The 22,569-nt window shown below is 37.1% G+C and carries 20 protein-coding genes; 17 read left to right on the top strand and 3 right to left on the bottom strand.

Annotation, left to right across the window (positions count from 1 at the left end; all coding sequences use genetic code 11):
* Positions 1 to 404 precede the first annotated feature (404 nt).
* The 3 genes from yajC to J7R05_RS02455 all read left to right on the top strand — a co-directional run bounded on the left by yajC (position 405) and on the right by J7R05_RS02455 (position 2,552).
* Positions 405 to 863: a preprotein translocase subunit YajC gene (gene yajC / locus J7R05_RS02465; RefSeq protein ID WP_208541057.1), complete on the top strand. Its 459-nt coding sequence runs from the start codon at positions 405 to 407 to the stop codon at positions 861 to 863.
* Positions 864 to 1,308: 445 nt separating this feature from the next.
* Positions 1,309 to 1,695 carry an Mth938-like domain-containing protein gene (locus J7R05_RS02460; RefSeq protein ID WP_208541056.1) on the top strand — a complete coding sequence of 129 codons (387 nt, stop codon included), beginning with the start codon at positions 1,309 to 1,311 and terminating at the stop codon, positions 1,693 to 1,695.
* Positions 1,692 to 2,552, top strand: a complete 861-nt coding sequence (locus J7R05_RS02455; protein ID WP_208541055.1) for a phytoene/squalene synthase family protein — start codon at positions 1,692 to 1,694, stop codon at positions 2,550 to 2,552. The genes J7R05_RS02460 and J7R05_RS02455 overlap by 4 nt, the downstream gene beginning before the upstream one ends.
* Positions 2,553 to 2,653: 101 nt before the next feature.
* Here J7R05_RS02455 and J7R05_RS02450 read toward each other — a convergent pair whose 3' ends face one another.
* Positions 2,654 to 4,540 carry a peptidyl-prolyl cis-trans isomerase gene (locus J7R05_RS02450; RefSeq protein WP_208541054.1) on the bottom strand — a complete coding sequence of 629 codons (1,887 nt, stop codon included), beginning with the start codon at positions 4,538 to 4,540 and terminating at the stop codon, positions 2,654 to 2,656.
* Positions 4,541 to 4,692: 152 nt separating this feature from the next.
* Here J7R05_RS02450 and tpiA point away from each other — a divergent pair, with 152 nt between their 5' ends.
* The 13 genes from tpiA to J7R05_RS02385 all read left to right on the top strand — a co-directional run bounded on the left by tpiA (position 4,693) and on the right by J7R05_RS02385 (position 18,046).
* The gene (gene tpiA, locus J7R05_RS02445) at positions 4,693 to 5,457 is read left to right on the top strand and encodes a triose-phosphate isomerase (RefSeq protein WP_208541053.1); all 765 of its coding nucleotides are present in this window, start codon (positions 4,693 to 4,695) and stop codon (positions 5,455 to 5,457) included.
* An 80-nt stretch (positions 5,458 to 5,537) separates the two neighbouring features.
* Entirely contained in the window at positions 5,538 to 5,993 is a 456-nt protein-coding gene (gene secG / locus J7R05_RS02440; RefSeq protein ID WP_078689605.1) for a preprotein translocase subunit SecG, read from the top strand.
* Positions 5,994 to 6,122: 129 nt separating this feature from the next.
* On the top strand, positions 6,123 to 7,751 hold the full coding sequence (gene pyrG, locus J7R05_RS02435; RefSeq protein ID WP_208541052.1) for a CTP synthase: 1,629 nt from the start codon (positions 6,123 to 6,125) through the stop codon (positions 7,749 to 7,751).
* 36 nt (positions 7,752 to 7,787) lie between these two features.
* Positions 7,788 to 8,621, top strand: coding sequence for a 3-deoxy-8-phosphooctulonate synthase (kdsA, locus tag J7R05_RS02430; RefSeq protein WP_208541051.1), 834 nt, complete (start codon positions 7,788 to 7,790; stop codon positions 8,619 to 8,621).
* Between the two features lie 79 nt (positions 8,622 to 8,700).
* The gene (gene eno / locus J7R05_RS02425; RefSeq protein ID WP_208541050.1) at positions 8,701 to 9,969 is read left to right on the top strand and encodes a phosphopyruvate hydratase; all 1,269 of its coding nucleotides are present in this window, start codon (positions 8,701 to 8,703) and stop codon (positions 9,967 to 9,969) included.
* A 120-nt stretch (positions 9,970 to 10,089) separates the two neighbouring features.
* Positions 10,090 to 10,488, top strand: coding sequence for a TM2 domain-containing protein (locus J7R05_RS02420; protein WP_208541049.1), 399 nt, complete (start codon positions 10,090 to 10,092; stop codon positions 10,486 to 10,488).
* Positions 10,489 to 10,641: 153 nt separating this feature from the next.
* The gene (locus J7R05_RS02415; RefSeq protein ID WP_208541205.1) at positions 10,642 to 10,971 is read left to right on the top strand and encodes an FtsB family cell division protein; all 330 of its coding nucleotides are present in this window, start codon (positions 10,642 to 10,644) and stop codon (positions 10,969 to 10,971) included.
* Positions 10,972 to 11,099: 128 nt separating this feature from the next.
* Positions 11,100 to 12,140 carry a pyruvate dehydrogenase (acetyl-transferring) E1 component subunit alpha gene (gene pdhA, locus J7R05_RS02410; protein WP_208541048.1) on the top strand — a complete coding sequence of 347 codons (1,041 nt, stop codon included), beginning with the start codon at positions 11,100 to 11,102 and terminating at the stop codon, positions 12,138 to 12,140.
* A gap of 16 nt (positions 12,141 to 12,156) precedes the next feature.
* Positions 12,157 to 13,509 carry a pyruvate dehydrogenase complex E1 component subunit beta gene (locus J7R05_RS02405; protein WP_208541047.1) on the top strand — a complete coding sequence of 451 codons (1,353 nt, stop codon included), beginning with the start codon at positions 12,157 to 12,159 and terminating at the stop codon, positions 13,507 to 13,509.
* Positions 13,510 to 13,525: 16 nt separating this feature from the next.
* Positions 13,526 to 14,854 carry a pyruvate dehydrogenase complex dihydrolipoamide acetyltransferase gene (locus tag J7R05_RS02400; protein WP_208541046.1) on the top strand — a complete coding sequence of 443 codons (1,329 nt, stop codon included), beginning with the start codon at positions 13,526 to 13,528 and terminating at the stop codon, positions 14,852 to 14,854.
* A gap of 228 nt (positions 14,855 to 15,082) precedes the next feature.
* Positions 15,083 to 16,543 (top strand): dihydrolipoyl dehydrogenase, encoded by a 1,461-nt coding sequence (gene lpdA, locus J7R05_RS02395; protein ID WP_208541045.1) that lies wholly within the window; start codon positions 15,083 to 15,085, stop codon positions 16,541 to 16,543.
* Positions 16,544 to 16,619: 76 nt separating this feature from the next.
* Positions 16,620 to 17,573 (top strand): lipoyl synthase, encoded by a 954-nt coding sequence (lipA, locus tag J7R05_RS02390; protein WP_010703603.1) that lies wholly within the window; start codon positions 16,620 to 16,622, stop codon positions 17,571 to 17,573.
* A gap of 11 nt (positions 17,574 to 17,584) precedes the next feature.
* A complete protein-coding gene (locus J7R05_RS02385; RefSeq protein WP_010703604.1) occupies positions 17,585 to 18,046 on the top strand; it encodes a type II toxin-antitoxin system RatA family toxin in 462 nt (153 codons plus the stop codon).
* 449 nt (positions 18,047 to 18,495) lie between these two features.
* Here the strand turns inward: J7R05_RS02385 and J7R05_RS02380 are convergent, their stop codons facing one another.
* Positions 18,496 to 19,689, bottom strand: a complete 1,194-nt coding sequence (locus tag J7R05_RS02380; protein WP_208541204.1) for a bifunctional 2-C-methyl-D-erythritol 4-phosphate cytidylyltransferase/2-C-methyl-D-erythritol 2,4-cyclodiphosphate synthase — start codon at positions 19,687 to 19,689, stop codon at positions 18,496 to 18,498.
* A 67-nt stretch (positions 19,690 to 19,756) separates the two neighbouring features.
* Positions 19,757 to 20,170, bottom strand: a complete 414-nt coding sequence (gene rirA, locus J7R05_RS02375; RefSeq protein ID WP_208541044.1) for an iron-responsive transcriptional regulator RirA — start codon at positions 20,168 to 20,170, stop codon at positions 19,757 to 19,759.
* 169 nt (positions 20,171 to 20,339) lie between these two features.
* Between rirA and J7R05_RS02370 the strand changes: the two genes are divergently transcribed.
* A complete protein-coding gene (locus tag J7R05_RS02370) occupies positions 20,340 to 22,553 on the top strand; it encodes a sensor histidine kinase NtrY-like (RefSeq protein ID WP_208541043.1) in 2,214 nt (737 codons plus the stop codon).
* Positions 22,554 to 22,569 lie beyond the last annotated feature (16 nt).

Here is a 22,569-nt window from a genome sequence, read left to right as displayed (position 1 = left end):
AGTTTATGTCAACTCAATTGGCGTTATTAGCAAGCCCGAAATATAATACTGGAATTTAGCAAAATAATCAGCTCAGGTAGCATTTAAGCGAAAGATATTATACGATTAAGATTGGCGATCAATTGATCTAATTTTGGAAACAAAAAATTATTTTACATTAGTTGTTTTTTCAATTTATGAGAGATCTTATATTTTTTTGTATGTATTGGACAGAATGAAATCATTTTTTAGAAGTATTTATTTGTTGTATTTTAGCTTTTAAGGTTTTATTTCCTTTGGAAAAGCTAAAACTGTATGATGTAGTGGTTAGGATATATAGTATCTAAGAAATTTTTCTTTCTCTAAGCCAAAAGCTTATTTTAGTAGAGGGGAAATATATGAAGTTTAATCTATAGGAGATCAAAATGTTTATTACTAACGCTTATGCTCAGGCTGCAGGCGGCATTTCCGGTGGGTCGTCGCTTATTACCTTTGTTCCTTTCATTCTGATTTTTGCTATTATGTACTTTTTGATTATTCGCCCACAGCGTACGCAAATGAAAAAGCGGCAAGAAATGCTTAACGCTGTACGCCGTGGTGATACAGTTGTAACAGGTGGCGGTATCATCGGTAAAGTTACAAAGGTTTATGATGAGCAGGGTGAGTTAGAGGTTGAAATTAATGATAGTGTACGCATTCGTGTTGTTCGTTCAACTTTAGCTGATGTTCGTATTAAAGGTGAGCCACTTTCGGAAGAAAAGCCAAAATCTACTACTAAGGTAAAGGCACCTAAAAAACCTGTGGCTAAAACTGTAAAAAAAGCAAGTACGGTAGTAACGAAGAAGGAGAAAGTTGCACCAAAGGAGAGTAAACCGAAACTGTAATTGCATTTGTAGAATTTTTCACCCTTATAGAGGTAAAATGGCTTTTCATAGAAAAGCCATTTTATTTTAGGGGTATTTATAATCAATAATAAAGATTGTATCTTTGATTATTATTCTATGAGAGTATATTTTTTTGAATAGTCGTTGTTAAATTAATAAAAGATTAGAATGGTTTTAGCTATTAATATAATTGCTATATGACTGAAATTACTTATTTTTTAAGTAAATAGGCTAAAATAAGTCTTCCTTTTGGGCATAGTTGTTTAAATATCATTTGTAATATTTTTTTTATATATTCACCTGTTTTGTTTGATAATATTGATAAAAGATTTTGTGTCAGTGTTGTTATAAGAGCTATTATAGCGGCTTAAATTTATTATTGGTCTTTTGTTAGTTTTTGGGGGGAGGAAAAAGGACAGTTTTGTTTTAAAAAAAGGTGCTTATTATGTTTCATGCAATTCAAATCCGTGAAGCACATTTTCCGGGACGCGCACCTATTGATGCTTATGGAAATGGTGGTTTTCGTTTCGCTGATATGTCACATCGGGGTTCTATTATGTGTGTACCATCGGGCGTTTACGGTATTAATATGGTAGAGCCTATACCCACTCAGGATGATATTTCTCGTATTTTAGAAGAAGCAGATCAGATTGAAGTTTTATTAGTGGGTACTGGAGTCGAATTATTGCGATTACCTGAAACATTACGAGCACTTTTACGAGAAAAGCATATTTCAACAGATACTATGAATACAGGGGCAGCAGTGCGTACATTTAATGTTCTTTTAGCTGAAAATCGTGCAGTTGCTGCAGTGTTGTTTGCAGTAGAATGACAAATTTTCTCCCTTATTGTCTTGATATTTTACGCGCTACAGACCGTGATCGCTATATATCAGTTTTATTCGCACCCAAAAAAAAGCGCTGGGCATTAGCTGCTCTTTACGCTTTTAATGCAGAAATTGCTCGTATTCGTGAAAGTGTGCACGATCCACTTATTGGTGAGATACGATTACGTTGGTGGTATGATTCTATTGCCAATGGTGAAATAAAAAATAATAAACATAATCCAATTTTGGATGATTTATTGACAACAATAGCTTTGTTTAATTTACCTAAGACAGCTTTTTTACATTATTGTAATGCGCGGGTTTTTGATCTTTATAATGATCCAATGATAACCATTCATGATCTTGAAGCTTATTGTAGTAAGACAGCAAGTACAATTTTACAGCTTGCATGCCAGATATTAGATTTTGATGCAGCGCAAAATTTTACAAAAGCATACGAACATGGAGGAATTGCTCAAGCATTGAGTGGTATATTGCGTCTTTTATCGCTTATGCAATCACGATATCAACGCTATTTCCCTTCTGATATGTTAAAGGCTATGGGGATGGAAAGGGAAGAGTTGGAGTTCAATCACATCAATAATGAGCAAAAACATGAGATCATTAAAGCTATGGTAGCGCTATCAAAAGACCATTATCTCAAGTTTTACGAACATTCTATCACTTTACCTAAAACACTCAAACCAGCATTCCTTCCATTGTCAATTACACCAGCATCTCTTCAAAGAACGATGCAATTAGGAGAGAAAGTTTTTCAAGAGGATGCAACTTTATCGCAGCTTCATCGTTATTGGTTGATAACAAAAGCAGCGATGAATGGCCGTTTTCCAAAATTATTATAAATCAATGTCATCCAGGAAGGAGTTTATTTAACTTTTTCCATTGTAAAAAAACGCTTATACAATTTTATCATTAGATACGTAAAATCGTTCATAAAATTTCACTAAAAAGTATTGAAGATGCGATTATAGTTAGAATTGTTAATTTTCACTGGGTGTTCTTTATTCGCGACTTGGAGTATTTCTAGCTTTAAATCTTCTCTTATCATCATATCCAGATTATTGCGGACATCAGGTGAAATGGTTTGAGCAGTGATATTGTCAGGTATTGCTGAGGCTGTTATTTTATAGACGATACGGTTTGTTGTGAGTGTACTTTTTGCGATGCCATAGTGACCTTTAGGCTTAGAAAATAATGCTTTAATATCTTCAAATCCAAAAACTTCTGATGAATCTTGGCGCCGTAAAGCTTGAGTCGTTTGTTTTTTTACGCCAAATTCAGCAGCAAGAGAATCAAGGCTTTTTCCTTTATTGAGCTGTTTGAGAGCATTTTCAGCTTTTTCATCGAGAAGGCGTTGAATTTCTTCACTTTTCCATTGAGCAATGGCATCTTGTTTTACTTCCTCAAGTGCCCTGTCACGGGCAGGGATAATCGTATCTACTTGATACCAGAGATACCCTCCTTCTTGAAGAGAGAGCAGGTCAGGCTCAGTTTCTACATTTGCTTGATAGATGGCATCTAACAAGATGTCTTTTTCAGGTAAATCTGTTAGTGTTATCCCTTCAATTGTTATTCCTTTTTTATCGATAGTGACTTTACGCAGAGGCAAGTTATATTGGTCGGCAATTTCTTTAAGAGAGGCTCCTTCAAAACGGGCATTTTCAATTTCTGTATACTTATTATGCATATCAGTAGCAGCACGGTTTTGCGCAAGTGTTTGGCGAATATTCTTTTCTACAGTTTCAAAAGGAATAGGACTTGAAGGTGTAATATCTATAACACGAATAATTACAGGACCTTGCAGATCATCAATGACAGTACTAACTTGTCCTTTTTTGAGTTCAAAAATCTCAGATTCTAGGTAATTAGGGCGTTCACTTTTTACTAAGGGGCCTTTTTTAATGTCATTGAGAGTCTTTTTTTCAGCTTTAACTAAGTCATCAAAACTTAAACCATCAGCTATTTTTTTGGCAGCTTCATCAGCTGCTTTGCGTGTAGGGAAGCGTAATTCTTCAATTATGCGTTTTTCAGGAGTTGTAAAACGTGAGATATTTTGAGTGTAATAGGTTTTAGCTTCATCTTTAGAAATATCTTCTAATTGCACTAACTTTTCTGGTGTTATAGACAATAAAGAGACAGTACGATACTCCGGGGCGCGAAATGCATTTTTGTGCGTATCAAACCATTTTTGCAAAGTTTTTTGATCGGGATCGGCAGTACTTTCTTTTTCTTTTAAATTGACAATGAAATAATCAGCGATACGTGTTTCTTCCTGATAAATAGCAAAGGCTTTATAGAAGAGGTCTGGTACCTTCATACCGGATAGTAAAGCTAGAGTGAGCTGATTGCGCTTTTCTTTTTGAGTGTAATAATCAAAGAAATCATTTTGGTTAACACGTAATTGCTGAAGAAAATTGAGAAATAAATCTCGACTAAAGGCTCCATTTTCCTGAAAAATATTGTCAGCACTAATAACCTGGGCTATCATGTCTTTTGAAAGATTAATTTTCATTTTACGTGCTTGTTCATTAAAAAGTACATCTTGTTGTAACTGATTAAGGACAAAAGCAGGGATTCTATATTGCTGTATTTCCTCTGGGGTAAACATTCGTCCAAGATGGGAATTGAGCGCTAAACGTAAACTTTGATCAGCAAGTGCAAGGCGGTAAGTATCAACAGTTATTGTCGACTTGCCAGAAGTGAGTAAATCTCTCTCACCTTGTGTGTATAACTGTGGTATACCCCATAAAAAAATGAAACATAAAAGTAAAATAGCAAAAAAAAGCCTAGCAAACCAAGAATTTTTAGCGCTTCTTAGGGTATCAAGCATCGTTTAATTCCATTTATATACACAATGATTATCCAAAGCAGTGATCGAATTTGCAATAAAGATGCGCAAGATGCAAGCTTAAAGACTTGCTTTCGTTTCATAATTTGGTACTTAAAGCGATAATTTTTTTTAAAAGCTCTTGAGGTAAAGACATGACTCCAAATGTTCGGCCTTTAATTGCTGGAAATTGGAAAATGAATGGAATGGATGAATCTCTTAAAGAGTTACATGCCATCGCTACTGGTATTCGCTCTGATTTGGGTTGTTTATTTGAAGCGCTTATTTGCGTTCCAGCAACGCTTTTATCGCGTGCTTCTGATATGGTGAGTGATGAAAAGTTGCTTTTAGGGGGGCAGGATTGTCATTTCAGTGATAGTGGTCCTTATACTGGGGATATTTCAGCTGCTATGCTTAAAGAGGCAGGGGCTAGTCACGTTATTATTGGGCATTCAGAACGTCGTACAGCTTATCATGAAAGTAATGCGATTGTTTATGCTAAAGTACAAGCTGCATGGCGGGCAAATCTTGTTGCTCTTGTTTGTATCGGTGAGACATTGGAAGAGCGTGAGAATGGCAAAGTATTAGATGTAATCGCACACCAGCTTGAGAGTTCTTTACCAGATAATGCGACAGCACAAAATATAATTATTGCTTATGAACCTATATGGGCTATAGGTACGGGTAAAACTCCCACTTCAGAGGATGTTGCACAAGTGCATAATTTTATTCGTGATAAGATAAGCTATCGTTTTGGTAACGAGGGATGTAACATGCGCTTGCTTTACGGTGGATCTGTCAACTCATCAAACGCACTTGAACTTTTGAGTACTGCTCATGTTAATGGTGCTTTAATTGGTGGAGCAAGTTTAAAAGCGGTTGATTTTTTAACTATTTGTGATGTTTATCGTCAATTATAAGAAGAGAATTCATAATTATCTCTTGGATTATGCGCAATTTGTATATAAATAACTATAAATGTTTATAAAGAGCAGAGTTTATGCAAACAGTACTAATTGTAATTCATTTTTTGATTGTTATTACTTTGATTGGCGTTGTGTTGATTCAGCCCTCAGAAGGTGGCGGGCTTGGTACAAGTAGTGGCTCAGGGTTTATGAGTGCTCGTGGGACCAAAAACATGTTGACACGTTTAACGACTATCTTGGCAATTTGTTTTTTTACAATGTCCATTGTACTGGTTGTGGTTGGAAATATATCGAACTCTGATTCTGATATTCTTAATCGCATTCCAATTAATTCAGAACAAAATCCGGTAAACAAAAATACGACAGAGGAAGGTAAACCATCATCTAATCAAAGTTCCAAGCCTTCTATTCTTGAACAATTAGGTGGTGCTTCGACACCTTCTCAAAAGCAAAGTAAACCTGATACTCCTGCAGTTGAAAATCCGATTCCATCACCAATTGAAAATCCAAGTGATAATGGCGTCAACTAATTTTAAAAATAAAGTTTAGATTGTAAAAAATTGTTTTTGCATCTTTTTTTACTTTGCGAAGATAAAAATTTCTTTTTAGCATTTTTTTGACTAGAAAAATTATAATAAACTGCTTATTACCGTAAGCCCATGGCACGTTATGTTTTTATTACTGGTGGTGTGGTTTCTTCTCTTGGAAAAGGCATTGCTGCAGCAGCTTTAGCTGTGATATTACAGGCACGAGGATATCGTGTACGGATCCGTAAGCTTGATCCTTATTTAAATGTTGATCCAGGCACGATGTCGCCTTATCAGCATGGTGAAGTATTTGTTACCGATGATGGTGCAGAAACAGATCTTGATCTTGGTCATTATGAACGTTTTACTGGGCGTTCTGCTAATAACCAGGACAGTATCACGGCAGGGCGTATTTATCGCAATATCATTGAGAGGGAGCGTCGCGGTGATTATTTAGGAGAAACAGTTCAAGTTATTCCTCATGTTACAGATGAAATTAAGGCATTCATTACTACAGGAAATGAAGAATTTGATTTTGTCTTATGTGAAATAGGTGGGACGGTTGGTGATATTGAGGCAATGCCTTTTTTGGAAGCAATTCGTCAACTGCGTAATGAGTTGCCAAGGCAAAGTGCTGTTTATATGCATCTTACATTAATGCCTTATATTGCTTCTGCAGGTGAGTTAAAAACTAAACCGACACAACATTCTGTTAAAGAGTTGCAATCAGTTGGTATTGCTCCTGATATTTTATTAGTGCGTGCAGATCGACCTATTCCAGAATCAGAACGGCGCAAATTATCACTTTTTTGTAATGTTCGTCCAAGTGCAGTTATTCAGGCATTAGATGTTCTGACTATTTATGATGTTCCCATAGCATATCATAAAGAGGGTTTAGATTCAGAAGTTCTTTTTGCTTTTGGAATTAATTCAGCACCTCAACCAAATATGGATCGTTGGGAGGATATTACATATCGTATTCATCATCCTGAAGGGGAAGTAACGGTTGCAATTGTTGGGAAATATATAGGCCTGAAAGATGCTTATAAATCTCTTATTGAAGCAATTGCGCACGGTGGGTTAGCTAATAGAGTGAAGGTCAATATTGAATGGATTGAAGCAGAGCTTTTTGAAAAAGAAGATCCTGCGCCTTATTTACAAAAAGTTCATGGGATTTTGGTTCCTGGTGCTTTTGGTGGGCGTGGTGCAGAAGGTAAAATTCGAGCAATTCAATTTGCACGAGAACGTAAAATTCCATTTTTTGGCATTTGTTTTGGAATGCAATTAGCTTGTATCGAAGCTGCTCGCAATATTGCAAATATTGTAAATGCTTCATCAAGTGAATTTTGCGAGACAAAGGATGCGGTTGTAGGTTTAATGACGGAATGGCTTAAGGGGGATTTGCTTGAAAAACGTACAACATCTGGAAATCTTGGTGGAACAATGCGCCTTGGTTCTTTTGCAGCTCAATTAAAAGAAGGTAGCCATATCTCCAAAATTTATGGAACAACAAATATTTGCGAGCGGCATCGCCATCGTTATGAAGTCAATATTCATTATAAAGAAAGGCTGGAACAACTTGGATTTATTTTTTCTGGTATGTGTCCAGATGGTATTTTACCAGAAACAATAGAATATGTAGATCATCCATGGTTTATTGGTGTTCAATATCATCCAGAGTTAAAGTCACGTCCATTTGATCCGCATCCACTTTTTTCCTCTTTTATTGAGGCTACTTTAGAACAGAGCAGGTTGGTTTAGCTTTATAAATTACGTGCTCATTTTTTGAGGAATACAATGTCTAAACCAAATGTTTCTGTTAAAGTTGGAAATATTGTTTTTTCTAATGATGCACCTCTTTCTTTAATTGCAGGTCCTTGCCAGATGGAAAGTCGAGATCACGCTTTTGAAATGGCGGGTCGGCTTAAAGCAATTGCTGATCAAATTGGTATTGGGTTTGTTTATAAATCTAGTTACGATAAAGCTAATAGGACGTCTCTTAATGCGGCGCGTGGTATTGGTCTTGAAAAAGCAATGATTATTTTTTCTGATCTTAAGAAAGAATTTGGCTTTCCGATATTGACTGATGTGCATACAGAAGAGCAATGTGAGGCTGTTGCTTCAACGGTAGATATTTTGCAAATACCAGCTTTTTTGTGTCGTCAAACAGATCTTTTAGTTGCAGCCGCTAAAACGGGGCGTGTAATCAATATTAAAAAAGGTCAGTTTTTAGCTCCTTGGGATATGGAGAATGTCTTAAAAAAAATAACTCAGAGTGGTAATCCTAATGTTATGCTTTGTGAACGTGGTACTTCATTTGGTTATAACCGTCTTGTTTCTGATATGCGCTCATTGCCAATTATGCGTTCATTTGGAGCGCCTGTTATTTTTGATGCGACACATTCTGTTCAAGAACCAGGTGGAAAGGGTGATTCATCTAGTGGGCAGCGGCAGTTTGTTGAAGCATTAGCGCGTGCGGCTGTTGCTGTTGGTGTTGCAGGTGTTTTTTTAGAAACACATCAAGATCCAGATAATGCGCCATCTGATGGGCCTAATATGATTAAAATTGATAATTTACAAAGGTTGCTTGAAATTTTAATGGATTTTGATTGTTTGGCAAAAAAACATTGAATATTCGAGTATAGATAATTTCTATGAATGACGTTAAGAATAATGTGAATCAAAACATTCATTGTAAAAGAGAATTCGTATGACTGTAATTGTAGATATCATTGGGCGTGAAGTGCTTGATAGCCGTGGCAATCCAACTGTAGAAGTTGATGTTTATTTGGAAGATGGAGTTTTTGGTCGTGCCATGGTTCCTTCAGGGGCGTCGACTGGTACGCATGAAGCAGTGGAACTTCGTGATGGTGGTACGCGCTATCAAGGCAAAGGTGTTCAAAATGCTGTTGCTGCAATTAATGGCGAAATTCTTCAAGAACTTGGTGGGAGAGATGCAAGAAATCAAATGGCAATTGATCAAGCAATGATTGCTTTGGATGGAATACCTAATAAAGCGCGTCTTGGTGCTAATGCAATTTTGGGTGTTTCATTGGCAGTTGCAAAAGCGGCGGCAACATCATTAGGTCTGCCTTTATATCGTTATATTGGTGGGACGCAAGCTCACCTTCTTCCTACACCAATGATGAATATTATTAATGGTGGTGTGCACGCTGATAACCCAATTGATTTTCAAGAGTTTATGATTATTCCAGTAGGGGCGCCAACACTGAAAGAAGCGGTTCGTTATGGTGCTGAGATTTTTCATACACTAAAAAAACGTTTACAGGATGCAGGTTATAATACCAATGTTGGTGATGAAGGTGGTTTTGCACCTCATTTTAAGAGTGCTGAACAAGCAATTGATTTTATTATGGAATCTATTGCTGCATGTGGGTATAAACCAGGTGAACAAATTGCTATTGGTTTAGATTGTGCTTCAACAGAGTTGTATAAGAATGGTTCATATTTTTATGAAGGTGAAGGTAAGTGTCGTAATGTACACCAACAGGTAGAGTATTTAGCTCAGCTTGTTGATGCTTATCCCATAATAACGATTGAAGATGGAATGGCTGAGGATGATTGGGAAGGTTGGAAGCTTCTTACTGATTCGATCGGCAAAAAATGTCAACTTGTTGGTGATGATTTATTTGTAACAAATTCAGCGCGTCTGCGCGATGGTATTAAGATGGGTGTTGCCAATTCTATTCTTATTAAAGTCAATCAAATTGGCACATTAAGCGAAACGCTTGATGCTATAGAAACAGCGCACAAAGCAGGTTATCGTGCTGTTATATCTCATCGTTCAGGCGAAACGGAAGATTCTTTTATTGCTGATCTTGCAGTTGCAACAAATTGTGGGCAAATTAAAACTGGCTCACTTGCACGTTCAGATAGATTAGCAAAATATAATCAACTTATTCGTATTGAAGAAATGTTAGGAACGCAGGCCCTTTATGCGGGCAATTTGCATCGTTAATAGCTGTTAAACAAAATATTATATTCTTTATATTAACAGCATTTTTTAATTTTACTATTTTATTAATAGCTTCACTGTTTTATTAATAATAAGTAAATAATAATTTTATAGGTGGTTGTGATGAGAGGAAGAATTATTAGTCAGCAACAGGGGACATACCTTATTTCAGGTGATGATGGTGAACGTTACCGATTTGCGCTTTGTGATTGGTTAGGAAAAAGCTCACCAAAAGTTGGTGATTATCTTGACTTTGTTGGTAAGGATGGTGCTGCTACTTCTGTTTTTCCATTGGTGAAGCAACAATATTCAAAATTAGTTCTCGCACTTGTTTGTTTCTTTATAGGTACTTTTGGTGTTCATCGTTTTATAGTTGGTAAAACTGGAACTGGTGTTTTTATGCTTATCCTGTCTTTATCTATTTTGGGGTTACCTATTTCTGGAATTTGGGCATTTATTGATTTTATCGTCATTTTAGTAGGGGGATTTACTGACAAAGATGGAAATAAAATTAGAAGTTAGCGGATTTTATGTTTCGCTATAAAGTGTGACATTTTTATTGTTGCGGGTAATATAAAGTATAAAAATAAGCTGCGTACGGTTGTTTTGATAATAAGCTGTTAATCAAAGTCATGCATAAGTTGAATAGAATATTTTAAAAAGATCATGACTGTTATGTGGACAAAACAAAAACGTAGATCAATTATAGCACGCTTTATTCTACCATTTATGACGGTTGGGGTTTTAAGCTATTTTGGTTATCATATTTATCATGGTGACTACGGACTTTCTGCACGCAGCAAAATTATTCAGCATATTACTGAATTGAAGGAGGAGCTTTATAAAATAGAAATTGAGCGAATGTCTATTGAAAAACGTATTTCTCTTTTACGTGATGGGCATATCGAAAAAGATATGTTGGATGAATATGTAAGGAAGAATTTAAACTTTTCCAAACCAAATGAACTGACAATTTTAATTTCTCCTGACGAGATTAAAGGTTAACTACAATCGGTTAATCTAAAAAAACAATTTAAAACAGTCACTTATGATGAAATGTGAGCTGATTTTATAATACTTGTAACTTTTGTTCGTAAAGGTTATTTCTAGATAATCGTCGAAGGGAGTTTAATATGGCAGAACGGGCTAAAAAAAAATCTGCGCCGGTAGTGCAAGCCACATTATCAAACGTTATCAAAACAGCGAAGAGGGCTAATTTTACAAAAGATGAAACAATTGCTGCTTATCGCGAAATGCTTTTGATTCGTCGTTTTGAAGAAAAAGCAGGTCAACTTTATGGTATGGGCTTAATTGGTGGGTTTTGTCATCTTTATATCGGGCAAGAAGCCGTTGTTGTTGGCACATTAAAAGCAGCAAAAAAAGGTGATCAGATCATTACATCTTATCGTGATCATGGTCATATGTTAGCAGCTGGTATGAGTCCGCGTGGTGTTATGGCGGAATTGACAGGGCGTCAGGGAGGCTTTTCCAAAGGAAAAGGTGGCTCAATGCATATGTTTTCAAAAGAAAAGAATTTTTATGGTGGGCATGGTATTGTTGGTGCGCAAGTTCCAATTGGTACAGGCTTGGCTTTTTCGAATCAGTATCTTGGTAAAGATAATGTGACATTGGTTTATTTTGGTGATGGTGCTGCAAATCAGGGGCAAGTTTATGAAAGTTTTAACATGGCCTCACTTTGGAAGCTTCCTGTTGTTTATATCATTGAAAATAATCAATATGCTATGGGGACGTCAGTTTCTCGTGCATCTGCGGAAACAGATTTTTCCCGTCGTGGTCTTTCTTTTGAAATTCCAGGCATTGTCGTTGATGGTATGGATGTTCATGCAGTAAAAGGGGCTGCTGATGAGGCAATTGCTTGGGCACGTTCGGGGAAGGGGCCGATCATTCTTGATATGCAGACTTATCGCTATCGTGGTCATTCCATGTCTGATCCAGCAAAATATAGATCAAAAGAGGAAGTGCAAAAAATAAAAGAAGAGCAAGATCCGATTGATCAAATAAAACAACACGTTATTAAACAGGGTTGGGTTAGTGAAGACGATTTGAAGTCTATTGATAAAGAAGTCCGTGCAATTATCGCTGATGCAGCAGATTTTGCACAAAATGATCAAGAGCCAGATGCTTCTGAGCTCTATACTGATATTCTAGTTTAAAGTGGGGAACGTGAATATGTCTATTGATATTTTGATGCCAGCACTTTCACCAACAATGGAAGAAGGTAAATTGTCTAAGTGGCTCAAGAAAGAGGGTGATAACGTCAGCTCCGGTGATGTGGTTGCTGAAATTGAAACTGATAAAGCAACAATGGAAGTAGAGGCTGTTGATGAGGGTACTATTGGTAAAATTTTAGTTCCTGAAGGTACTGAAGGTGTGAAGGTTAATACTGCTATTGCAGTATTGTTGGAAGAGGGTGAAAATGCTGCAAATATTTCACAAACAACAACTAAAACAATAGAGAAAGCTTCTTCTTCTTTATCAATGCCAGTTCATCCTGTTTTTGATGTTGGAAGTGATCCTGATATCCCTGCGGATATTGAAATGGTTACGATGACGGTACGTGAAGCACTTAATCAGGCTATGGCTGAAGAAATGCGACGCGATGAGGCAGTTTTTTTAATGGGTGAGGAAGTAGCACAATATCAAGGCGCTTATAAGGTCAGCCAAGGTTTATTGAAAGAATTTGGTACGCGCAGAGTTATTGATACACCAATTACAGAACACGGTTTTGCAGGGTTGGGTGTTGGTGCAGCATTTGGAGGTTTGCGTCCTATTGTTGAATTTATGACATTTAATTTTGCTATGCAGGCGATTGATCAGATTATTAATTCAGCGGCAAAAACTCGTTATATGTCTGGTGGACAAATGTCTACTCCTATGGTTTTTCGTGGTCCCAATGGTGCTGCAGCACGTGTTGGAGCTCAGCATTCACAGTGTTATGCTGCATGGTATAGCCATATTCCGGGTCTCAAAGTTGTTATGCCTTACAGCGCAGCTGATGCAAAAGGTTTGCTAAAGGCTGCTATTCGTGATGATAATCCTGTTATTTTTCTTGAAAATGAGATTCTTTATGGTCATCAATTTGAAGTTCCTCAAATGGATGATTTTGTTTTACCCATTGGTAAGGCGCATATTCATAAGTCTGGTCAGGATGTGACAATTGTTGCTTATGGGATTGGAATGCATTATGCAGTTCAGGCGTTGCCGGAGATTGAGAAGCTTGGCATTGATGTTGAATTAATTAATTTGCGTACTATTCGCCCAATGGATCTTCCAACAATTCTTGCTTCAGTTAAAAAGACTGGTCGTTTAATAACGGTTGAAGAGGGGTATCCTCAATCATCTGTTGGTACTGAAATAGCAACACGTGTCATGCAGCATGCTTTTGATTATCTTGATGCACCAGTTTCTACAATTGCTGGCAAGGATGTTCCCATGCCTTATGCTGCCAATCTTGAAAAATTGGCTTTACCGAGTATTACTGAAATTGTCGAAGCTGTTAAGGCTGTGACTTATCGAGCATAACGAAGGAAAAAGCACTATGCCTATTAAGATTACAATGCCTGCGCTTTCTCCCACAATGGAAGAAGGAAATTTGCTGAAATGGAATATCAAGGAAGGCGATAAGGTCTCTACAGGCGATGTTATTGCTGAAATTGAGACAGATAAAGCAACGATGGAAGTAGAAGCTGTTGATGAAGGAACAGTTGCAAAGATTGTTGTTCCTGCTGGAACGCAGGGAGTTAAAGTTAATACTTTAATCGTGGTTTTGGCAGAAGAAGGTGAAAAGTTAAATGAAGTGGCTAAAATCACGGAAGATAAGTCTTCTTCTATTTCAGAGAGAGCACCGGTTGATGAAAAACAGGTGGTATCAAAGGATATACAGGTTTCTAATGCACCACAAGCTCAGCTATCAGTGCAGAAACATGAAAATAATACACGTCTTTTTGCATCACCTTTGGCGCGGAGATTAGCGGCTCAAGAAGGTCTTGATTTATCACTTATTTCTGGCACAGGCCCTCATGGGAGGATTATTAAGCGTGATGTAGAGAAAGTTCTAAGTGATGGTGCTCTTAAAGCTTCTTGTTCATTACAAGTTGGTCAACCAATGGCAACTGGTATTGCGGACGAACAAATAATAAAACTATTTAGAGAAGGTGAATATACACTTACACCTCATGATAGTATGCGTAAAACAATTGCTAAGCGTTTGACTGAATCAAAACAAATGGTGCCGCATTTCTACGTAACAGTAGACTGTGAGCTTGATGCACTGTTAGCGTTACGTGCGCAACTTAATGCTGCTGCTCCAATGGTTAAAACGCAAGAAGGTACTAAACCTGCTTATAAATTGTCCATAAATGATATGGTTATTAAAGCTATTGCGCTTTCTTTGAAAGCTGTACCTGATGCCAATGTGTCATGGCTTGAAGGTGGAATGCTTTATCACAAACACTGTGATGTTGGTGTTGCTGTTTCTATTCCAAATGGGTTAATTACACCAATTATTCGCCATGCAGAAGAAAAGTCTTTGCCTATTATTTCTAATGAGATGAAGGATTTTGCAACGCGTGCTCGTGAACGTAAGTTGAAACCAGAAGAATATCAGGGGGGGACAACAGCAGTATCGAATATGGGTATGTATGGCGTGAAAGAGTTTTCTGCCATTATTAATTCACCGCATGCAACGATTTTTGCAATTGGTGCAGGTGAACAGCGAGCAGTTGTTAAGGATGGTGCATTAGCGATTGCTACTATGATATCAGTTACACTTTCCACTGATCACCGCGCAGTTGATGGTGCGTTAGCAGCAGAACTTGCTCAGGCCTTTAAAAAGCTGATTGAAAATCCACTAGCAATGTTGATGTAGTGATTGTTAAAGTACTTCACATAAATTGTGTATGTGGCAAAAGTGATGATATGGAAAAAGTAGATCTGAATAGTCTTAATAATAGTTTTGTAGCTTCTTTTGATTTAATGAAGGTGTTTATGTGTATTCTTATAAACAGGATATACGAAAAAAATTTATCCTGTTAGTTTTCTGTTTTAAGCTCGGATAGTCTGGATCCGTTTTGTTTATGTCCATGGAGGGATTACTGTGGCAAATCTTTATGATATAATTGTGATTGGTTCAGGACCGGGCGGATATGTAACTGCAATTCGCGCGGCACAATGTGGTTTCAAGATTGCAATTGTTGAACGTGAACATTTGGGTGGTATTTGCTTAAATTGGGGTTGTATCCCAACAAAAGCTCTTTTGCGTTCAGCGGAAATGAAGCATTTTGCTGAACATGCAGAAGATTATGGGCTAAAACTTAATGGTTCAATTGAAGTAGATATTAAAAATGTTGTAGCGCGTTCGCGTGGGGTTTCAGCACGTTTAAATGCTGGTATTGGTTTTCTAATGAAGAAAAACAAGATTGATATTATTTGGGGTGAAGCAAAGCTAACTAAGGCAGCTAAAGGTAGCCAGCTTGCAGAAATTGTGGTTTCTCCATCATCCAAAGCAATTGTGCAACCACAAAATCCAATTCCTAAGGGAACATTAGGTGAGGGGACTTATCAGGCAAAGCATATAATTGTTGCGACAGGTGCTCGTCCACGTTCTATTCCCGGTATTGAACCAGACGGGAAACTTATTTGGACTTATTTTGAAGCGATGGTACCGCATACACTACCAAAGTCACTGTTGGTGATGGGGTCTGGAGCAATCGGTATTGAATTTGCTTCTTTTTATCATGATATGGGTTCTCAAGTAACTGTCATTGAAATGATGCCTCAAATTATGCCGGTTGAGGATGTTGAAATTTCAACATTTGCGCGTAAACAGTTAGAGAAAAAAGGCATACGTATTTTGACTGATGCAAAAGTAACAAAGGTTGAAAAAGCTGTTGATTCTATTACGGCGCATATCGATGTTAAAGGTAAAACAGAAACAATAACAGCTGACCAATTAATTTCAGCTGTTGGAGTTCAAGGTAATATTGAAAATCTTGGTTTAGAAGCATTAGGTGTCAAAACTGATCGTGGATGCATTGTAACTGATGAATGGAGCTGGACGGGTGTGGAAGGGATATATGCTATTGGTGATGTTGCTGGTCCCCCTATGTTGGCTCATAAGGCAGAAGAAGAAGGCGTAATCTGCATTGAGCGTATTGCAGGCCTGAAAAGTGTTCATGCACTTGATAAAGGAAAAATTCCTGGATGTACCTATTGTACACCACAGGTTGCCTCTGTAGGACTTTCAGAGAAAGCAGCAAAAGAGGCTGGTTACGATATACGTGTTGGTCGTTATTCTTTTTCAGCTAACGGTAAGGCAATTGCTTTAGGTGAAGATCAAGGGTTGGTTAAGACTATTTTTGATAAAAAAACAGGGCAGCTTCTTGGTGCCCATATGGTAGGAGCAGAAGTAACAGAACTCATTCAAGGTTTTGTTATTGCCATGAATCTTGAAACAACTGAAGAAGAATTAATGAGCACTGTTTTTCCACATCCGACATTATCAGAGATGATGAAAGAAAGTGTATTAGATGCGTACGATCAGGTTTTAAATGCTTGATAATTAGGTTATATGAAAAATTTTATATTTTATGATTTTTCATCGTCGGTTGCTCTTGAGAAGGCAGAGATCTTAGATGGTTACGGTGGTTGATAGAGTTACGAATAGACGTGTCCGTCATCCTGAAAAGGTGCATCGTCCAGATACGGTCATTCAGAAAAAACCAGATTGGATTCGTGTAAAAGCACCAACATCACAAATCTATAGGGAAACCCATAGTATTGTACGTTCCAATAAATTGGTGACAGTATGTGAAGAAGCCGGTTGTCCAAATATTGGTGAATGTTGGAGCCAGCGACATGCTAGCTTTATGATTTTAGGTGAAATATGTACACGAGCTTGTGCTTTTTGCAATGTTGCAACAGGTATTCCGCTTGCAGTTGATGATGATGAACCAGAGCGTGTGGCAGATGCTGTTGCACAGATGGCGTTAAAGCATGTTGTCATTACATCTGTTGATCGTGATGATTTGGTTGATGGTGGTGCACAGCATTTTGCGAAAGTTATTCACGCTATTCGTCAAAAGACTCCTACAACAACAATTGAAGTTCTTACACCTGATTTTCGCCATAAGGATAATGCATTAGAAATTGTAGTTGCTGCTAAACCTGATGTTTTTAATCATAATTTGGAAACAGTTCCATCTAAATATTTGAAAGTGCGTCCAGGGGCACGTTATTTTCATTCAATTCGATTGTTACAACGCGTTAAAGAACTTGATCCAACAATTTTTACAAAATCGGGAATTATGGTTGGTCTTGGGGAAGAACGGAATGAAATTTTTCAATTGATGGATGATTTGCGTTCTGCTGATGTAGATTTTATGACAATTGGGCAGTATTTGCAGCCTACGCGAAAGCATCATCCTGTCATTCGTTTTGTAACTCCTGATGAATTTGAATCTTTTGCCAAGGTTGGTAAGGCAAAAGGTTTTTTACATATGGCTTCTAATCCTCTGACACGTTCATCTCATCATGCTGGAGATGACTTTAAAGCTTTACAAAAAGCACGTGCTGAAAAATTTGCTTGATAGAGAGAGTTATGCCAACTTTTACAACACATCGGCAAATTGCCCATACTGCTCATGAAATGTTTAATCTTGTTGCAGATATTGAGTCTTATCCTGAATTTTTACCAATGTGTGAGGCTTTAATAATACGTTCTCGGAAGGAGTATGAGGAAAAGACATTGCTCCTTGCTGATATGACAGTTGGTTATAAAATGATTCGAGAAATGTTTACGACACAGGTACTTCTTCAACCTAAGAAAAATCTTATTGAGGTTAAATATATTGATGGTCCATTTAAATATCTTGAAAATCATTGGGTATTTCATCAAATTCAAAATATGAATGCGTGTAATGTAGAGTTTTTTATTAATTATGAATTTAAGAGCAAAATGTTAGAATTACTCACGGGATCGATGTTTGATATTGCTTTTCATAAATTTACAAATGCTTTTGAGAAGCGTGCTCATCAGATTTACGGTGTTTTAGAGATATAATAGTTGAGTTTGCTTGGATGCGTAATAAATATTGCATTTGCAGGCTGCATTATAACAAGACCAAAAACTAAAAATTAAATGCAGGGGGATATTATGACAAAATGCACAAATCTCATAAATTTATTGAGATACTATTTTCAAAATTTTTCATGTTTGTAACAAAAATCGAAATTATAGTCTTTTAAGTATTTTTTATTTTCAGTTATTGTAAGAACAAATTTTTGTAAAAGACATAGTGCGTTTATAAATTTAGTGCATATAGCTACCAGATTTATTTTAATTTCTTTGAATAAACAATGAATTTACTAATCGGATCTATCCAATGATTTTACAATATTGGTAGGGTTTGCAACTGTGATTTCTTTATAAAAACGCTACGGTTGTGAGTAATAGACCTTTTGAAAGACAAGTCGTTAGAACTATATGAGTCTGCATTTCACAAATGCATATTATTTTAAAATTTCTCCTGGGTAAATGACAGTAGCTGTTGCAAGAGAGGCAATGCCTTCTTCACGGCCTATGAACCCTAGTTTTTCATTAGTTGTTGCTTTAATAGAAATACGATCAGCTGAAATTGTGAGTATATTCATAAGGTGTGCTACCATCCTATGACGATAAGGACTGATTTTAGGTTTTTCTGCAATGAGTGTGATATCAACATTAGCAATACGACCGCCTGCTTTCTTAATAATATTAACAGCGTGGCTTAGGAAGATTTCTGATGATGCATTTTTCCATTGGGGATCAGAGGGAGGAAAATGGGTGCCTATATCTCCGGCACCTTGAGTAGCTAAAAGAGCATCTGTTAGTGCATGCAGAGCAACATCAGAGTCTGAATGCCCATTTAATTTCTTTGTAAAAGGGATTTTTACGCCACATAATGTGATATAATCACCATCTATAAAAGAATGGACATCATAGCCATTTCCAGTACGAATATCGGGGAACATAGGTGCTCTTTTTTGGAGATATGAATGTGCGGTTTCAAGATCTTCCGGCCATGTAATTTTTATATTATTAGAATTTCCAGGAATGATTCGCATAGGAATACCAAACCATTCGGCAATTGCTGAATCATCGGTGAAATTTTGTTTGCAAGATTGTATTGCTTTTTCATGAGCTGCTAAAATAAGTTCAAATGGAAAGCACTGCGGAGTTTGTGCACTATAGAAATTGGTACGAGGAACTGTTTCTACAACATAATGTGCATTGTTTACACGTTTAAGAGTATCGGAAATGGGAAGAACAGGCAGAACACCTTCTTGATGGTTGACAGTACTATGAATTTGCTCAAGAAGCTTGCTTTCGACAAAAGGGCGTGCACCATCATGAATATGAACATAGTCTGGTTTAATATCTTTGAGTGCATAAAGCCCGTATAAAGCGGAGAGTTGACGTGTAGTGCCCCCTTCTACAATGATGAGATCTTTCTTAAAATCAGCTATAGCATTTTCACATATTTGGTGGTCATCTGGGTGGATAACCAAAATAATGGTTGTGATAGCTGAATGTTGCAAAAAACAACGCACAGTATGATAAATAACCGGCTTTTGCCCTAAAAGTCGGTATTGTTTTGGACTATTTTGTAAAGATCCTGCTCTTTCGCCACGTCCAGCGGCTAATATTATAGCTGCAATAGAAATACTTAATTCCTTTTTAAAGTTTGGTTTAGGCTAATTGTTTTATTATTTTTCTATGATCAACTCTTTATTAACGTTGTAATAATGGTTGTTGTAAATCAGAAATGGATGTTGTTGATAACACATCGAAAAAAGCATTTAATGCATTTTTGAGTACGATATTTAAGTTACAGGAATTAACCAGTGGGCAAGTAACTTCTGTTTTATCAAAACATTCTGCCATAGAGAAATTGTCTTCTATTATTTTTACGACATCAGCCACTGATATCTCTGTTGCTGGTTTAGCCAATTTGATGCCACCATTGCGTCCACGTACTGTTTGTAAAAAACCTGCTTCCACTAATGGTTGAAGGATTTTAAATAAAAAAAACTCAGAAATGGCATATGTTTTAGCAATTTCAGGGATAGAACTTAAACTATCTTGATTAGATGCGCAGTACATGAGTATTCGGAGAGCATAATTTGTTTTTTTTGTTAATCGCATGACATCTCCTTGAAAAGTATTAATCAGACATACTTTATTTTAAAACTGTTTCAAAAATGTAGAAATTCTTTCTTAATTTTCTGAATTAGTTATATTTTAAACATAGCATTGCCAATTTTTATCACAAAGGGTTGTGTGAGAACAAGGAGATAAGTAACGTAAGATCACTATGAATACAACATCTGTGACAAATATCCAGCATATAAACCAAAATACTTATAGCGATGAGTCGCGTCGTTTAAGTAATGTGTATACATTTTGGGGTATCACAATTATTGTATTAGCTTTGCTAACAGCTTCTGTTTCATTTATTATTCTTGTCGGGTTAACCTCTATTGTACCTAATAGAGCTGTAACATTAGTCCTTATAGGAATTAATAGTATTTGGGTTTTGGGGCTGGGAGTTATTGTTCTATATGAAATAATTCCTATTATGCGTGCGTGGCGGTCAAGGCGTGCTGCTTCACGTCTTCATGTGCGTCTTATTTCATTGTTTGCACTTGTAGCAACATTGCCGGCTGTTGCTGTTGCTCTTGTTTCAGGGCCTGCTCTTAATTTAGGGCTTGATCGGTGGTTTGATACAACAACTCGGCAAATTGTGGGTTCTTCTATCGATTTAGCTAATGCTTATGCGGATGAAATGCTCCAAAATTTGAAAAATTTATCTTATGCTATGGCGTTTGCGCTTGATAATAAAAAGCTCCTAGCACACAATCCAGTTGAATATCGGTTACAATTAACACGTCATGCTGCAGGTCGTAATCTTCGTGGTGCGTTTTTGTTAAGCTCGACAGGGGCTATTTTTGCTTCAAGCGATCTTGGTGATGAAGATAAATTGCCCATTCCACCATCCCATCTTATTGCTCAAGCAACTAGTGAAAGACCTTTTTCTTTTCAGCCGGGAGTTCATGATTATTTTGGTATTGTTTTGAAATTTACGAATATCTCAAATACATTTTTATATTTGGTGCGTGATGTTGATAAAGATGTATTATCTGCTTTACGTTTAACGGAAATCAATACAGATCGTTATCGTGGTTTGAATGAAAATCGCCTGCCAACGCAAATTGCTTTTGGTATGCTTTATTTATGTCTTTTTTTAAGTTTATTTCTATCAGCTATTTGGGCTGGTATCGCTGTTGCTGATCGTTTGGTACGTCCTATTCGGCTTCTTATAGGTGCGGCTGATGATGTGGCCTCTGGAAATATGGAAGTTTTTGTGCCGGTACGCGCGAAGGATGGAGATATTGCCCAATTATCAAAAACTTTTAATTACATGGTCAGCGAACTTAAGAGTCGGCGCAATGAGTTGATAGCAGTTCGCGATCAAATCGACGAAAGGCGGCGTTTTTCTGAAGCTGTTTTATCGGGTGTAACAGCAGGTGTGGCTGGAATTGATGATAATGGGAATATTACAATTATTAATAGGTCTATTGAGACAATGTTTGGTATTAATTCTGAACAAGTTATAGGACACAGCCTTTTATCATTAAGTGCTGAAATCGGGAAGGTTTTTGAGTTTGTTCGTTCGTCAGGGCGCAAAAACCATCGTGAGCAGGTGACTTTAAATGTTGCAGAGAAAGAGCGCGTCTGTAATGTACAAATTACGATGGAAGAAGATGATGGGCAAGGGCAATCTTGGGTTCTAACAATTGATGATATTACAGACCTTGTAGAAGCACAACGTTCATCAGCATGGGCAGATATTGCACGCCGTATTGCGCATGAAATCAAAAACCCACTTACACCTATTCAGTTATCGGCTGAGCGTATTCGTAGACGCTATGGCAAAGTTATTACGCAAGATCAGGAGGTTTTTAATCAATGTGTTAATACAATTATTCGACAAGTTGGGGATATTGGGCGTATGGTTGATGAATTTTCTTCTTTTGCACGTATGCCCAAACCACACATGAGTTTTTCTGATGTACGTGGATTACTGCATGAGGCGTGTTTTTTGATAGAAGTTGCACGACATGATATCCATTTTGAACGAGATTTGGGAGATGTACCGCTTATAGGTGAGTTTGATAATCGTCTTATTGTTCAGGCATTCAGTAATGTTATTAAAAATGCGAGTGAAGCGATTGATGCAGTTGCGCGAGAAAAAGGTGTTCATGGCCATATTTTGATACGTTCTTATCGTCAAAGAGAACACTTGGTTGTGGATGTTATTGATAATGGTAAAGGGCTTCCTAAAGAACAAAGACAAAAATTATTAGAGCCTTATATAACAACGCGGGAAAAAGGGACAGGGCTTGGTTTGGCTATTGTCCGTAAAATTATTGAAGATCATGGTGGCTACATGGAATTGCATGATGCACTAGATAGTTTTTATGAAGGTCGTGGTGCGATGATTCGTATGGTATTTCCGGCGGTTTGAGCAAGAAGTGTGGCAC

This window comes from Bartonella capreoli, from assembly GCF_902813205.1.
GTDB lineage: Bacteria > Pseudomonadota > Alphaproteobacteria > Rhizobiales > Rhizobiaceae > Bartonella > Bartonella schoenbuchensis.
This window is presented reverse-complemented; position numbering and strand designations above follow the sequence as displayed.